Annotated in this window: 11 protein-coding genes and 2 pseudogenes; 9 read left to right on the top strand and 4 right to left on the bottom strand. The window is 73.0% G+C overall.

Going from position 1 to position 13,333, the window contains the following annotated elements:
• Nucleotides 1-83 precede the first annotated feature (83 nt).
• A pseudogene (locus ABZU46_RS08455) lies at nucleotides 84-832 on the top strand (DUF5753 domain-containing protein).
• Nucleotides 829-1,023 carry a DUF397 domain-containing protein gene (locus tag ABZU46_RS08450; RefSeq protein WP_354855822.1) on the top strand — a complete coding sequence of 65 codons (195 nt, stop codon included), beginning with the start codon at nucleotides 829-831 and terminating at the stop codon, nucleotides 1,021-1,023. Before ABZU46_RS08455 ends, ABZU46_RS08450 begins: the two are co-directional and overlap by 4 nt.
• A gap of 159 nt (nucleotides 1,024-1,182) precedes the next feature.
• Here ABZU46_RS08450 and ABZU46_RS08445 read toward each other — a convergent pair whose 3' ends face one another.
• Both ABZU46_RS08445 and ABZU46_RS08440 read right to left on the bottom strand, forming a co-directional pair.
• The gene (locus ABZU46_RS08445) at nucleotides 1,183-1,503 is read right to left on the bottom strand and encodes a helix-turn-helix transcriptional regulator (protein ID WP_354855791.1); all 321 of its coding nucleotides are present in this window, start codon (nucleotides 1,501-1,503) and stop codon (nucleotides 1,183-1,185) included.
• 256 nt (nucleotides 1,504-1,759) lie between these two features.
• Complete coding sequence (locus tag ABZU46_RS08440) at nucleotides 1,760-2,806, bottom strand: DUF4192 domain-containing protein (RefSeq protein WP_354855790.1); 1,047 nt, start codon at nucleotides 2,804-2,806, stop codon at nucleotides 1,760-1,762.
• Nucleotides 2,807-2,958: 152 nt separating this feature from the next.
• Between ABZU46_RS08440 and ABZU46_RS08435 the strand changes: the two genes are divergently transcribed.
• The 5 genes from ABZU46_RS08435 to ABZU46_RS08415 all read left to right on the top strand — a co-directional run bounded on the left by ABZU46_RS08435 (nucleotide 2,959) and on the right by ABZU46_RS08415 (nucleotide 9,645).
• Nucleotides 2,959-3,873 carry a fructosamine kinase family protein gene (locus ABZU46_RS08435; protein ID WP_354855789.1) on the top strand — a complete coding sequence of 305 codons (915 nt, stop codon included), beginning with the start codon at nucleotides 2,959-2,961 and terminating at the stop codon, nucleotides 3,871-3,873.
• Nucleotides 3,870-4,883, top strand: coding sequence for a GTP 3',8-cyclase MoaA (gene moaA, locus ABZU46_RS08430; protein ID WP_354855788.1), 1,014 nt, complete (start codon nucleotides 3,870-3,872; stop codon nucleotides 4,881-4,883). The genes ABZU46_RS08435 and moaA overlap by 4 nt, the downstream gene beginning before the upstream one ends.
• Nucleotides 4,880-5,140 carry a MoaD/ThiS family protein gene (locus ABZU46_RS08425; protein ID WP_354855787.1) on the top strand — a complete coding sequence of 87 codons (261 nt, stop codon included), beginning with the start codon at nucleotides 4,880-4,882 and terminating at the stop codon, nucleotides 5,138-5,140. Before moaA ends, ABZU46_RS08425 begins: the two co-directional genes overlap by 4 nt.
• A gap of 13 nt (nucleotides 5,141-5,153) precedes the next feature.
• The gene (locus ABZU46_RS08420; protein WP_354855786.1) at nucleotides 5,154-6,404 is read left to right on the top strand and encodes a metallophosphoesterase; all 1,251 of its coding nucleotides are present in this window, start codon (nucleotides 5,154-5,156) and stop codon (nucleotides 6,402-6,404) included.
• Between the two features lie 61 nt (nucleotides 6,405-6,465).
• Entirely contained in the window at nucleotides 6,466-9,645 is a 3,180-nt protein-coding gene (locus ABZU46_RS08415) for a UvrD-helicase domain-containing protein (protein ID WP_354855785.1), read from the top strand.
• Between the two features lie 204 nt (nucleotides 9,646-9,849).
• On the opposite strand, the gene ABZU46_RS08410 is transcribed toward ABZU46_RS08415, so the two are convergent.
• Entirely contained in the window at nucleotides 9,850-10,476 is a 627-nt protein-coding gene (locus ABZU46_RS08410; protein ID WP_354855784.1) for a prepilin peptidase, read from the bottom strand.
• Nucleotides 10,477-10,486: 10 nt separating this feature from the next.
• On the bottom strand, nucleotides 10,487-11,494 hold the full coding sequence (locus ABZU46_RS08405; RefSeq protein ID WP_354855783.1) for an EamA family transporter: 1,008 nt from the start codon (nucleotides 11,492-11,494) through the stop codon (nucleotides 10,487-10,489).
• Between the two features lie 504 nt (nucleotides 11,495-11,998).
• Here ABZU46_RS08405 and ABZU46_RS08400 point away from each other — a divergent pair.
• Nucleotides 11,999-12,454 (top strand): annotated as a pseudogene (locus tag ABZU46_RS08400) (flagellar basal body protein FliL); the annotation flags it as partial.
• Between the two features lie 331 nt (nucleotides 12,455-12,785).
• The gene (locus ABZU46_RS08395; protein ID WP_354855821.1) at nucleotides 12,786-13,241 is read left to right on the top strand and encodes a hypothetical protein; all 456 of its coding nucleotides are present in this window, start codon (nucleotides 12,786-12,788) and stop codon (nucleotides 13,239-13,241) included.
• Nucleotides 13,242-13,333: the final 92 nt, after the last annotated feature.

Below are 13,333 nucleotides of genomic sequence, written 5' to 3'. Positions count from 1 at the left end.
GAACACTTCCAAGGGTTGCTATCCGAATACACTGCGTAGCAATATCTCCTGTGGACGTCTGGGACGTACGGGAGGGGTCGCGGATGAACCGCGCAGTCGCCGAGGCGATGTCAGCATCCGGCCTGACAGCGGACAGCCTCGCCGCCGAGATCGGGGTGGATCCAAAGACGGCGGCCAAGTGGGCGAACCCGGGACGGATTCCCCAGACGCGCCACCGGTCGAAGGTCGCGGCGGTCCTGGCCGCGACGAGATGGACCTGTGGCCCGACCTGTTCAAGCGGCGCGAGCCAGCATGGCTCCGGCCCTGGACGGACATCGAGCGCGAGGCCGTCGGCTTGCGGTGGTACGAGTCCACCGTGTTGCCCGGTCTCCTGCAGACCGAGGCGTACGCGCGCGCCGTGCTGAGCAGCGGGCTCTGGGCCGACGACGACCTCGCGGCGCACGTGGAGACCCGGCTGCGCCGGCAGGCCGTCGTCTTCGATCGACCCCGTCCACCGCTGACCGTCTTCGTCATCGACGAGGCGGCGCTGCGCCGGGGAAGACCCGACATCATGGCCGAGCAGCTCGATCATCTGATGGTGCTCGCCGAACGGCCGGCCGTGATGATCCATGTGCTTCCCCTGACTGCTGGGTTCCACCCCGGCCAGGCCGGACCGTTCGTCATCGCCAGCACACCGGACGGCGGCGACGTCGGCTACCTCGACGATCAGGCGGCCGGGCGCCTCAGTAATGACGTTGCTCCATTCTGGGCGGTCTGGGATAGCGTGAGGTCGTTAGCGCTACCGCGAGACCTGACCATCGACCTGATGAGAGCGCGAGCATGGATGACGTGACCGGCGCCCGTTGGCGCAAGAGCACCCGCAGCAGCTCGAACGGTGGGGCGTGCGTGGAGGTGGCCGACAACCTGCCGGGCGTCGTGCTCGTCCGCGACACGAAGGACCGGGCCGGGGGCACGCTGGCGTTCGGCCCGGTCGCCTGGGCGAGCTTCGTCGATCTGGCGAAGGAGATTGGTCCGCTGGCGTGATATCCACTCCAGATCGCCGATGTGGGGGCATTCGGGCGTCCCGACGCCCCCACATCGCCGACCTTGAGTCGATCAACCATGGGAGTGCTCGGCTGCCCCTCCGCGATGCCCACTCGTCCGGCGTGGCCGCCACGGTCAAGTGACCCGCGGGTCGGCGGCTTATGCGGCCACGATCTCGGCAGCCCCGTGCGAGATCTTGACCTCGAACGCCATGCCGGTGCCCTTGGAGAGTTTGGCGAGTGTCGCGATCGACGGCGGCTGGTCGCCAGACTCCAGGCGCGCGATGACCGACTGGGTCATGCCCACCTTGCGAGCAAGCGCGGTCTGCGTCAATTCGTTCGCGGTGCGGTACTTGACGATACGGAGAGCGACGTCGCGAGCGAAGGCTGCCCGGTCCCACTCTGCGCGGAAATCCGGGTCCTGATGACCACACTCATCGACGACCTGCTGTGCAGTTTTGAGGTCGGAACGCTTTATCACTCCTCCTCCACATCCTTGATCCTTCGCTCCGCGGCCTTGACCGCTCGCCTGAAGTCTCGCTGACTGACAACGGCCTCCGGACCGATCGCGCCAACCATGCCCGATTACTACGTGTTCGATGGCGGGTACGGCTTGCAGCTCGGTCAGAGCCTGCGGGTGATAGAGGACTGACCAGGGGCGTCGCCGACTATAGCAAAAGTGCGATACTGCTGCTGCGCAATCTACGGCGGCTGGGCGACGACCGGCCGCGCGCGGGTCAGCGGCGGCCACGTCGGCTCCGCTTGCGGGGGCGGACCACGCCGGGCATCCCGACCGACGGCCAGCCGTCCAGCTCGGAGGGCGGCACACCGCGCCGGAGCAGGTCGTCCAGGAGCAGGGCCAGCGAGTAGTCGGGGTGCAGGCTCAGCGTGCGCTCCAGCGCGACCGCCGCCAGCGCCCCCTGCCCCGCTCGCCAGGCCGCGAACGCCAGCAGCGCACCGGGGGCGGCGGTCAGCTCCGGCTCGGCCCGGCGCAGCACGTCGGTCCAGAGGGCGATGTCCCGGTCGCGGCCGTCGGTGCGTTCCCAGGCGTGGTCACGGATAGGCAGGTGGGTCAGCAGCAGGCTCAGCCAGGCCACCTCGTCGTCGTCGAGGCGCTCACCGCGCCGCTGCCGGCGTTGCGCCTCGCGGACCGCCGCCACCCCGGCGGAACGCAGTGCCCGCCCGCCGAGGAGGTCGCTGGCGGGCGCCTGCTCGACCAGCTCGACCAGTCGCCGTTCCGCCCGGACGGTGGCCGCGTGCAGCGCGTCGCGGGCCGGGCCGTCCACCGGCGACACCTGCGCCACGAGGGCCGCCCGGTCGGGGAGGGCGACCTGACCGGCGAACACGGCCGACGCGGTCACCGGGTTGGCCGTCGGGTCGTAGCGCCGACCCTCGGGTGGGCAACAGTCGGCCTCGGTGCACAGGTAGGACCACCACCGGCCGTCGGTCACCCGCAGCGCGTCGAGCACCTCCAGGCCGGCGCCGGTCAGGGCGGCGCGCACCGCGTCCACGCTCGGGGTCACCCGGTCGGGTGGCCCGTAGCCCACCACGGTGGCCGCCTCCGCGCCCTGCCGAGAGATCACCCCGGCCAGGTGTCGGGCACGCTCGACCGGGTCCGTGGACGGTTCGGGCAGGTCGGCGCGGGCGGCGAAGATGATCTGCCGGCCGCGCAGCGCCACCGCGACCACGCTGTCGGCGGGATGGAAGCCGAGCAGGTACGGCACGGCGGCGATCAGGTCGGCGGGCGAGCGGACGGAGAGCTTCGCACGTTCGGTCGAGGTCATGCAGGAAGGCTGCGTCCGACCTGCGAAGCCTTCCAGACCCTGTGGATGACACGCGGCTTATCCACAGTTACTGAACGTATTCATGCAGGTGGACGCGTTTCGATGTACTCACACGACACCCCGGTGTCATGGGCAGCGGCTACCGTGCGCTGATGGACCTGGCGTACCTGCGCGCGCATCCGGCACACCTGCCGACGTTCCGGACCCATCAGCGACTCCGCGAGACGCCGGTCGCCGGAGGGAACATCTGCGCCGCCGCCCGGCTCACCCTGGACGACGGCCACTCGGTCTTCGCCAAGTCCTGGCCGGAGCGGGCCGACCGGCCGGTGCCCGAGGGCTTCTTCGCCGCCGAGGCCGCCGGGCTGCGCTGGCTGCGCGAGGCCGACGCGATCGGCGTACCCGAGGTGATCGTGGCGTTGCCCGACCTGCTGGCGCTCGACTGGGTGGAGCCCGGCGAGCCGACGCCGGACGTGGCCGAACGCTTCGGTCGAGAGCTGGCCGCCCTGCACCGGGCCGGCGCACCGACCTTCGGTGCGGCCTGGGCCGGCTTCATCGGCGCGCTCGGGCAGGACAACACCCCCGACGACGGTCCCTGGTCGACATGGTTCGCCCGCCGCCGGCTCGCGCCCTATCTGTGGCTGTCGGTCGACGGCGGTGCGCTCAGCCACGCCGACGCCGCGCTGGTCGAGCAGGTGATCGGCCGGGTCGGCGAGTTCGGCGGGGACGAGCCGCCGGCCCGGGTCCACGGCGACCTGTGGCCAGGCAACGTGCTGTGGGGCATCGACGAGCGGGCCTGGCTGATCGACCCGGCGGCGCACGGCGGGCACCGCGAGACCGACCTCGCCCAACTGGCGCTCTTCGGCGGCGTCGCGCACCTGGATCGGGTGCTGGCCGCCTACCGGGAGAGCTGGCCGCTGTCCGACGGTTGGCGCGACCGGGTGCCGCTGCATCAGCTGCATCTGCTGCTCGTGCACACCGCGCTGTTCGGCGCGGGCTACCGCGATGCGGTCGTCGAACTCGCCCGAGCCGCCCTGGGCAGCGTCAAGCGCGCTACGGTCGACCGGTGAGTGTCGCCCCACGGACCGACGGCGTCCTCGTCGACCGGTACGGCCGCGTCGCGCGGGACCTGCGCGTGTCCCTCACCGACAAGTGCAACCTGCGGTGCACGTACTGCATGCCGGCCGAGGGGCTGCCCTGGTTGGCCGGCCCGGAGCTGCTCACCGACGAGGAGATCGTCCGGCTGGTCCGGGTGGCCGTCGAGCGGCTCGGCGTGACCGAGGTGCGGTTCACCGGCGGGGAGCCGCTGATCCGGCCCGGGCTGCTCGGCATCGTGGCCGCGGTCGCCGCGCTCTACCCCCGTCCGCGGATCTCACTCACCACGAACGGCATCGGTCTGGACCGGTTGGCGCCCGCGCTGCGTACGGCCGGCCTGGACCGGGTGAACGTTTCGCTGGACACGCTGGCCCCGGCCCGGTTCACCCAGCTCACCCGCCGTCCCCGCCTCGACGCGGTGCTGGCGGGGCTCGCCGGGGCGGCAGCCGCCGGGCTCGACCCCGTGAAGATCAACTCCGTGTTGATGCGCGGCGTCAACGAGGACGAGGCGCCGGCCCTGCTCCGCTTCGCGCTCGACCACGGCTACCAGCTACGGATCATCGAGCAGATGCCGCTGGACGCGCAGCACGGCTGGGACCGCAGCACGATGGTCACCGCCGAGGAGATCCTGGCCTCCCTGCGTACCCATTTCGATCTCAGCCCTGACCCGGCCGAGCGCGGCGCGGCACCGGCGGAGACCTGGTTGGTCGACGGCGGCCCGGCCCGGGTCGGCGTGATCGCCAGCGTGACGCGACCCTTCTGCGGCGACTGCGACCGCACGCGGCTGACCGCTGACGGCCAGGTCCGCGCCTGCCTGTTCGCCACCGAGGAGTCCGACCTGCGGGCGGCGCTGCGCGGCGGCGCGACCGACGACGAGGTGGCCCAGCGGTGGCGCACCGCGATGTGGGGCAAGCGCGCCGGGCACGGCATCGACGACCCCACCTTCCTCCAGCCGACCCGGCCGATGTCCGCGATCGGGGGATGACCGTGCAGCCGAGACCGCTGACCGTCCGCTACTTCGCCGGCGCGCGCGCCGCAGCCGGCCGCGCCGAGGAGGTCACCCCCGCCGGTCGGTCACTCGACGACCTCACCACCGAGCTGGCCCAGCGGCACGGCGACCGGCTCGCCGCCGTGCTGCGGGTGGCCAGTTTCCTCGTGGACGGCGTCGCCTGCCATGATCGTCGGGCACCCCTGCCGGGCGGGGCCACGATCGATGTCCTGCCCCCGTTCGCGGGCGGCTGAGGGGGGCGCACACATGTTGGCGGTTCTGGGGTTCATGGGCGTCCTGGCGCTGGTCACCGGGCTGATCCACCTCTACCTGTGGAAGCGCCTCATCCGGGACACCACCACGCCGGGTCGCTGGCGGCGGATCGGCGGGATCGCCGCCCTGGTGCTGGCGGTGCTCGTGCCGGCCACCCTGGTCGGCACGCAGGCCGGCCTCTACTGGCTCGCCTGGCCCGGCTACCTGTGGCTCGCGGTGATGTTCTACCTGCTGGTCACGCTCGTCGTGCTGGAAGTGCCGATGCTGGTCGTCCGGCTGGTGCTGCCCCGCCGGGTGACCGCCGCCGAGCCGACCACCGCCGCGCCCGAGCCGGTGCTGGTCGGGGCCGCCGGGCCCGCCGATCCGCCGGCCACCGGCGCCGTGACGGCACCGGACCACGACCCGGCCCGCCGTCTGCTGCTGGCCCGCGGAGCCGCCATCTTCGCCGGCCTCACCGCCACCGGCATCACGGGGTACGGCGTCCGCACGGCACTCGGCCCGCCCCAACTCGACCGGGTGCAGATCCCCCTCAGCAAGCTCCCGCGCAGCATGGACGGCCTGCGCATCGCCACCGTCTCGGACATCCACCTCGGCCCCCTGCGCGGGCGGGCGCACACCGAGCGGATCGTCGGCGCGATCAACCGTCTCGACGCGGACCTGGTGGCGGTCGTCGGTGACCTGGTCGACGGCTCGGTCGCCGAGCTGGGCCCGGCCGCCGCGCCGCTGCGTGACCTGCGCTCCCGGTACGGCAACTTCTTCGTCACCGGCAACCACGAGTACTACTCCGGGGTGGAGGAATGGGTCCAGGAGGTGGATCGCCTCGGCCTGCGGGTGCTGCAGAACCGTCGGCAGGAGATCCAGGCCCGGGGCGGTGTGCTCGACCTGGCCGGCGTGAACGACCTGGACGCGGACCCGGCGGGCACCGGCCTCGCCGCCGGTCCGGACTTCGCCGCCGCCCTCGGTGACCGCGATCCGAGCCGCCCGGTCGTCCTGCTCGCGCACCAGCCCCTCGCCGCGAAGCAGGCGGCCCGCTACGGCGTCGACCTGCAGCTCTCCGGGCACACCCACGGCGGGCAGGTGGTGCCGTTCAACCTGGTCGTCGGCCTGGCGCAGCCGGTGGTCAGCGGTCTCGGCGAGGTCGACGGCACGAAGGTCTACGTGACCAACGGCGCCGGTTTCTGGGGCCCGCCGGTGCGGGTGGGCGCCAAGCCGCAGATCAGCCTCGTGGAGCTGCGCTCGGCATAGCGGACGTCACGTCCGCGCGTGGCGGAGGGCGGGCGGCGCGGCGGGCGTGACAGGATGCGGCGTGCCCCCGTTCAGCGCCGTACCCCCCGGTGGCCTCCCGCCCTTCGTCGCGGACCTGCACATCCACTCGAAGTACTCACGCGCGTGCAGCCGTGACCTGACGTTGCCGACCCTCGGGTGGTGGGCGCGGCGCAAGGGCATCGCCCTGCTCGGCACCGGCGACTTCACCCATCCCGCCTGGTACGACCATCTGACCGAGACGCTGCGGCCGGCTGAGCCGGGGCTCTACCGGCTCGCCCCGGAGGCGGAGCGCGACATCGCCCGCCGGCTGCCGCCGCGACTCGCCGGCACGACCGACGCGGACGCGGTCCGGTTCATGTTGAGCGTGGAGATCTCCACCATCTACAAGCGGGACGACCGGACCCGCAAGGTGCACCACCTCATCTACCTGCCCGACCTGGAAGCGGTGGCCCGGTTCAACACCGCGCTCGGCCGGATCGGCAACCTCGGCTCCGACGGCCGCCCGATCCTCGGCCTGGACTCGCGGGACCTGCTGGAGATCACCCTGGAGGCGAGCCCGGACGGCTATCTCGTCCCGGCGCACATCTGGACGCCGTGGTTCTCCGCGCTGGGCTCGAAGTCCGGCTTCGACGCGATCGCCGACTGCTACGCCGACCTGGCCGAGCACATCTTCGCCGTGGAGACCGGCCTCTCGTCCGACCCGGCCATGAACTGGCGCGTCGGCAGCCTGGACGGCTACCAACTGGTCTCGAACTCGGACGCGCACTCGCCGCCGGCCCTGGGCCGGGAGGCCACCGTGCTGACCGCCGAGCGGGACTACTTCGCCGTCCGGGAGGCGCTGCGCACCGGCGACGGCCTGGCCGGCACCATCGAGTTCTTCCCGGAGGAGGGCAAGTACCACGCGGACGGGCACCGGCTCTGCGGGGTCAACTGGTCCCCGGAGCGCACCCGGGCCGCCGGGGGGCGCTGCCCCGAGTGCGGCAAGCCGCTCACCGTGGGCGTCCTCAGCAGGATCGAGGAGCTGGCCGATCGACCCGACGGGCACCGTCCGGCACACGCCCGAGAGGTCACCCACCTGGTGCCGCTCGCCGAGATCCTTGGCGAGATCAACAAGGTGGGTGCCCGGTCGAAGAAGGTCGAGGGGCGACTCAACGAGCTGCTCGCCGCGCTCGGTCCCGAGCTGGAGATCCTGACCACGACGCCGTTGTCGGACATCGCGCAGGCCGGCGGCGAACTGCTCGCGGAGGGCATCGGGCGGCTGCGGCGTGGCGACGTACGCCGGGTGCCGGGTTACGACGGCGAGTACGGGGTGATCACGCTGTTCGACCCGGCGGAGCTGGGCTCGCAGGAGACGCTGTTCGACGTACCCGTGCCGGCGCAGCGGCGACCCGCGGAGCCGGCGGCCAAGGCCACGGCCAAGCGCCCGGCGGCGGCCAAGGCGGAACCGAAGCGCAAGCCGGCCCCGGCGCCCGCGCCACCGATCGCGTCGCCGCCGTCACCGCACGAACCGTTCGAGCCGATGCTCTCCGGCATGGAGGAGGTCGGCACCGGCCTGCTGGACCGGCTGGACGCCATGCAGCGGGTGGCGGCGTCCGCGCCCGGTGGGCCACTGCTCATCGTGGCCGGGCCGGGCACCGGCAAGACCCGGACGCTGACCCACCGGATCGCGTACCTGTGCGCGGAGTTGAACGTCTTTCCCGAGCGCTGCCTCGCGATCACGTTCACCCGACGGGCCGCCGAGGAGCTGCGGCACCGCCTCGACGGTTTACTCGGCCCGGTCGCCGAGGACGTCACCGTGGGCACGTTCCACGCGCTGGGGTTGACCATCCTGCGGGAGAACGCCGACGCGGCGGGCCTGCCGGCCGGGTTCCGGATCGCCGACGACGCCGAGCGGGCGGCGGCGAAGTCGGAGGCCGGCGACGATCTCGCCGGCTACACGGCGCTGCTGCGCAAGCAGGACCTGGTCGACCTGGACGAGCTGGTGAGCCTCCCGGTGGAGCTGCTGCGGGCCGACCGGAAGCTGGTCGAGCGGTACCGGAACCGCTGGCAGTGGATCTTCGTCGACGAGTACCAGGACGTCGACGCGGTGCAGTACGAGCTGCTGCGGCTGCTCAGCCCCGCCGACGGCAACCTCTGCGCGATCGGTGACCCGGATCAGGCGATCTACTCGTTCCGAGGCGCCGACGTCGGCTACTTCCTGCGCTTCTCGCAGGACTTCACGGACGCCCGACTGGTCCGGCTCAACCGCAACTACCGCTCGTCCGCGCCCATCCTGGCCGCCGCCGTGCAGGCCATCGCACCGTCCTCGCTGGTGCGGGGCCGGCGGCTGGACCCGGCCCGACTCGACCCGGAAGCCCCACTCGTGGGGCGGTACCCGGCGGCGTCGGTGGCCGAGGAGGCCGACTTCGTGGTGCGTACCGTCGACGAGCTGGTCGGCGGCCTGTCCCACCGTTCGCTGGACTCGGGCCGGATCGACGGCCGGTCCACCTCGCTGTCGTTCTCCGACATCGCCGTGCTGTACCGCACCGACGCCCAGGCCGCCCCAATCGTGGACGCCCTGACCCGGGCCAACATCCCGGTCCAGAAGCGCTCGCACGACCGGCTGCGGGACCGGCCCGGCGTGGCGGCCATCGCCCGCGAGCTGCGGCACGCCGACGGGCTGGCCGGCTCGCTCGCCGCCCGGGTGCGCCTGGCCGGTCAGGTGGTCGCCGAGCGGTTCGCGGTGCCCACCCTGGACGGCGCCGGCAGCACGGTCCGCCCCGACGACGTCCGCTCGGCGGTGGACCTGCTGACCCCGCTGGCCCGCCGCTGCGGCGACGACCTGGAGACGTTCCTGTCGCAGCTGGCCACCGGCGCGGAGGTGGACGCGCTCGACCCGCGCGCCGAGGCGGTCACCCTGCTCACCCTGCACGCCGCGAAGGGCCTGGAGTTCCCGGTGGTCTTCCTGGTCGGCGTCGAGGACGGGCTGCTGCCGTTGCGCTGGCCTGGCTCGACGCCCGACGAGGACGCGGTCGCCGAGGAACGCCGGCTCTTCTTCGTCGGCCTGACCCGGGCCCAGGACCGGCTGTACGTCAGCCACGCCGCCCGCCGGACCCGGCACGGCGTGGAGCGTGACTGCGCACCCTCGCCGTTCCTCACCGCGATCGACCCGGGCCTGTTCGAGCGGTTCGGTGAAACCGAGCCGCGTCGCCCCAGGGATCGCCAACTCCGCCTGATCTGAGCTACCCGGGGGCTGGGTGCCGTCGGCGTGGCGCGCTCGGGCCTAGTCACGCCGACGAGCGGTATACCTGAAAGTCATATTTATGACTTTCAGGTATACCGCTCGTGCGGACGACCGCTACCGGCGATGTCACTAACGGTGATTGCCCGCCGCTGAGCCCGGCAGTCGCGGCAACCGGCGCGTCGGCCACACGTTCAGCCCTGGTCAACCGATGAGCACGGCGAGCCAGGTGCCCGTCAGCAGGGCCGGTCCGAGGGGCAGCAACGTTTCGCGGTGGATTTTTCGAGCTGCTAGCAGGGCAAGAACCAGGACACCGTGCAGCAGGTGCGGCAGGAGCAGCCCGGCCAGCACGGCATCGCGGCCCAGCCAGCCGAGCGGCAGCCCGAGGACCGCTGCGAGTTTCACGTCCCCGAAGCCCAGCCGGGACCTCGGCAGCAGGGCCAGCAGCACGTGTGACGCGCCCGCGACCGCCGCACCCCCCAGCGCGCCAAGCAGCCGGCCAGGAGTGCCGGCCAGCAGCGCCGCCCCGGTCAGGCCCCCGAGGGCCACCGTGCCGGCGACCGCGACCAGCGGATCGGGCAACCGCAGGCACGCCAGGTCGACCACGGCCAACACCAGCCCCACCGCCGCCACCGCGAGCAGGACCGGCAACGCCGGGTCGTCACCCCGCGCGACGGCGAGCCCCACGAATACCACGGCCGCCACCGGTGGGCTCAGCCAGGCGCCGCGCCGCAGCCGGGCCGGGGTGGTGAAGCGCCGGGCCAGTGGGGGTACGACGAATCCGACCACCCCACCGAGCAACGCCACCCCCACCAGCCCAGCGGCCGACATGAGCCGGAGGTTACCGCCGGTCCGCCGTCGATGCGGTCCCCGTTCGTGATCCCGTGCCCGCCCGGCGCGGGCGTTCCGTGCTCACCACCAGGGCCACCCCGGCGACGATGACCGCCCCGCCGAGCAGCACCCGCCCGGTGATCGGCTCGGCCACCAGCAGCGCCCCGAGCGCCACCGCGACCGCCGGGTTCACGTACGCGTACGTCGAGACCAGCGAGATCGGCGCGTTCTGCAGCAGCCAGACGTACGCGGTGAAGGCCACCAGCGAGCCGGCCACCATGAGGTAGCCCAACGCCAGCCAGGACCGGGTGCTGACCGACGCCGGGTGGAACTCACTCAGCTCGCCCCGGCCGGCGGCGACCACGGCCAGCGCCACCGCGCCGGCCACCATCTGGTACACCGTGCCGACGAACGGGTCGGCGGGCACCCGGATCCGTCCCGACAGGAACGACCCGACCGACCACGCGATGGCCCCCGCCACCACCGTCAGCGCGCCGACCAGCGGCACCGCGTCCGCGCTGCCGGCGGGCAGCACCAGCAGGACCAGACCGACGAAGCCGAACGTGACCCCGGCGAACGTCCAGACCGGGGGCCGGTCACCGGTGGCGGAGCGCAGCAGCACCACGAGCAGCGGCACTGTCGCCACCAGCAGCGCGGCGATTCCGGACGGCACCGCCACCCCGGGCGGCCCGGATTCGGCGAGCACCACCAGGCCGTTGCCACCGGCGAGCAGGAGCACACCGACCAGCGCGGCGGAGCCGAGCTGCCGACGCTGCACGCGAAGCGCGCCCGGCCCTCGGCGCAACCGCAGCACCACCGCCAGCACCAGGCCGGCGACGGCGAACCGCAGGGCGGCCGACAGCAGCGGCGGCAGCGTCTCCACCGCGACCCGGATGGCCAGATAGGTGGAGCCCCAGAGCAGGTAGACCACGATCAACGCGGTCCAGACCAGGGCTGGCTTGGCGGCGGCGGCGCGGCGGCCGGGCAGGGCGGCGGCGCTCGGTGGAGATGAGCTCATCGGTGGACCACGCTACGGTGACCTCGGAGTCGGCGTCGCGCATTGGTGGCCGGCCTCTCACCAGATGTGCAGGAGGGCGGCATGACGAACTACGGACCACCGGGTGAGGGCTTTCGAGGCCCGTGGCGTGGGCAACGGCCCGACGAGACGCCCGGCCGGCCGCCGCAGCAGCCCTATCCGTCGGGCCCCGAGCCCTACCCGCCGACGGTCCAGGCCTACCCGCCCGCCCCTGCGGAGCGCCCCGGGTCCTACGGCGACGGTCCGTACGGCGGCGTACCGGCGAGGCCCTACGGTGCGGGGCCCTCGTACGGCGGGGAGCGCGGGACACCGTACGGGGCCGAGCCGTCCGGGGCGCCCTACGGCGGCGGGCGGTACGGCGGGGAGACCGGGGCGCCCTACGGTGGCGCGTACCCGCCGGCCGCGGCGAACCCCCCGTACGGCGGAGAGCCGTACCGGCCCGACGACGGCCCGTACGGCGGTGACCCCGCACCCGACCCGTCCGGACGCGGCAGAGGGCCGCTGATCGCTGTGGTGGCCGTCGTGGTGCTGCTGGCGCTGGCCGGTGGCGGCGCGTACTGGTTTCTCGGCCGGTCCGACGACCCGGCCGCCCCGGTGGCCGCGCCGACCGTTTCGGCCGGTGTCGGGGCGCCAAGCGCGGACGTGACCGAGCCGGCCGAGCCGGTGCCGAGCGCCGCCGCACCGGAGTCGTCGGCCGACCCGCGGTTCGTCAAGGTCGGCCAGTGCGTGCGCAACGACGGGGCGGCCGGCGGCAAGCCCAAGCTGCTGATCAGCGGCTGCACGGCGAAGTCGTACGAGGTGCTGCGCCGGATCGACGGCGCGACCAGCGGCGAACGCGACGCCGAGGCCAAGTGCGCCAAGGTCGACGGCTACACCAACTGGTACTTCTTCGACAGCGAGCTGGACACCCTCGACTTCGTCCTCTGCCTGAAGCAGCGCTGACCACCCACCCCCTGGGGATGACATGACGACCTACGGACCATCGGGTTCCGGGCAGCCGGACGACCCGTACCAGCGCCCGCCGACCGGCCCCGATGGCCCGCCACCGGTCGACCCGACCGTCCCCCAGTGGGGTCCGCCGCCACCGCAGCCACCACAGTGGGGCCCGCCGCCGCAGCCGGCGCAGTGGGGTCCCCCGCCGCAGCCGGCGCAGTGGGGCCCGCCACCGCAGCCCTCGGAGTGGGACGCGCCGCCGGGGCCGTTCCCACCCGCCGGGCCCGCACCCGGCGAGACGGCGGCGCCGTGGCCTCCGCAGGCGCCCGGCGGGTACGGGATGCCACCCGCCCCGCCGGCGAGAAGGAGCGGCGGGAAGATCGTCCTCATCGTCGCGCTGGTGGTCCTGCTCCTGCTCTGTCCCTGTCTCGGCCTCGTCGGCTGGGCGGCGTGGAAGGTCGCCGACAGCGACAGCGACTCTGCCGCACCAGCCCCGTCGCTGAGCGCACCCGTCGTCCCGCCGGGCCTGCCCAGTGACGCCCCGAGCCCCGTCCTGCCGTCCCCGGACGAGGAGGAGTTCGCCAAGGGGGACTGCGTGGTCAACGACGGCAGCGAGGACGACGCGGACCTGCGCAAGGTGCCGTGCGGCCCGAACACCTACCAGGTGCTGCTGCGCATCCCGGCGACCACCGACGGGGACCGGTGCGAGACGCTCGCGCCGCAGGCGACCGCGAACTACGTGCACGACAACGCGATCGACGTGTTCGATTACGTGCTCTGCCTGAAGAAGCGGTGATCCTTGCGCAAACTAGGGCTGTCTAGCGTGGACGCTAGACAGCCCTAGTTTTATCTCGACGGCCGCAACACGCCGGTAGCCTCATCTATCCA

The sequence above is a fragment of the Micromonospora sp. NPDC005197 genome, assembly GCF_040608295.1.
Lineage (GTDB): Bacteria > Actinomycetota > Actinomycetes > Mycobacteriales > Micromonosporaceae > Micromonospora.
This window is presented reverse-complemented; position numbering and strand designations above follow the sequence as displayed.

Coding starts and splice junctions, on each gene's coding strand:
- ABZU46_RS08440 (WP_354855790.1), bottom strand. CDS start 2,806: ATGACCTCGACCGAACGTGCGAAGCTCTCCGTCCGCTCGCCCGCCGAC.
- ABZU46_RS08435 (WP_354855789.1), top strand. CDS start 2,959: ATGGACCTGGCGTACCTGCGCGCGCATCCGGCACACCTGCCGACGTTC.
- ABZU46_RS08425 (WP_354855787.1), top strand. CDS start 4,880: ATGACCGTGCAGCCGAGACCGCTGACCGTCCGCTACTTCGCCGGCGCG.
- ABZU46_RS08420 (WP_354855786.1), top strand. CDS start 5,154: ATGTTGGCGGTTCTGGGGTTCATGGGCGTCCTGGCGCTGGTCACCGGG.
- ABZU46_RS08410 (WP_354855784.1), bottom strand. CDS start 10,476: ATGTCGGCCGCTGGGCTGGTGGGGGTGGCGTTGCTCGGTGGGGTGGTC.
- ABZU46_RS08405 (WP_354855783.1), bottom strand. CDS start 11,494: ATGAGCTCATCTCCACCGAGCGCCGCCGCCCTGCCCGGCCGCCGCGCC.
- ABZU46_RS08395 (WP_354855821.1), top strand. CDS start 12,786: ATGCCACCCGCCCCGCCGGCGAGAAGGAGCGGCGGGAAGATCGTCCTC.